Here is a 533-nt window from a genome sequence, read left to right on the forward strand (position 1 = left end):
GGCCGACCTGGGCGTCCAGGCGGTCCATGGCCTGGCGCGTGCTGTCCAGGCCGGCGCCGACTTCGCGCATGCCGTCGCGGCCGTCGGCCACCGCCTGGTGCATATGGCCGCCGGCGTCGCCGAGCTGGCGCATGCCGTCGCGAAAGCGCTCGATGATGCCGCTGACCTGGTCGGTGGCCGCGGTGGTATGCCCGGCCAGGCGTCGCACCTCTTCGGCCACCACGGCGAAGCCGCGGCCGTGCTCGCCGGCGCGGGCGGCCTCGATGGCGGCGTTGAGCGCCAGCAGATTGGTCTGCTGGGAGATGCTGGCGATCACCCCGATGACCTTGCTCACTTCGTCCAGCTGGCCGGCCAGTTGCTCGATCACCTGGCCCAGCTGCGCCTCGCTGGCGCCGATCGCCTCGACCTGGCGCAGCACCGTCTGGCCACTCTGCTGGCACTGGCGCAGGGTCGCCGAGACCTCGGCCGACAGCCGCGCCACCTCGCCGGCGCCCGGCACCAGTTCGGCGTCGAGGGTGGTGGTGACCTGTTCG

The 533-nt window shown here is 73.2% G+C and carries 1 protein-coding gene; it reads right to left on the reverse strand.

From position 1 onward, the window contains the following. Positions 1-533, reverse strand: a 533-nt coding sequence (locus tag N878_RS26070; RefSeq protein WP_021446405.1) for a methyl-accepting chemotaxis protein, incomplete at both ends; no start/stop codon positions are given.

It is taken from the genome of Pseudomonas sp. EGD-AK9, from assembly GCF_000465935.2.
Lineage (GTDB): Bacteria > Pseudomonadota > Gammaproteobacteria > Pseudomonadales > Pseudomonadaceae > Aquipseudomonas.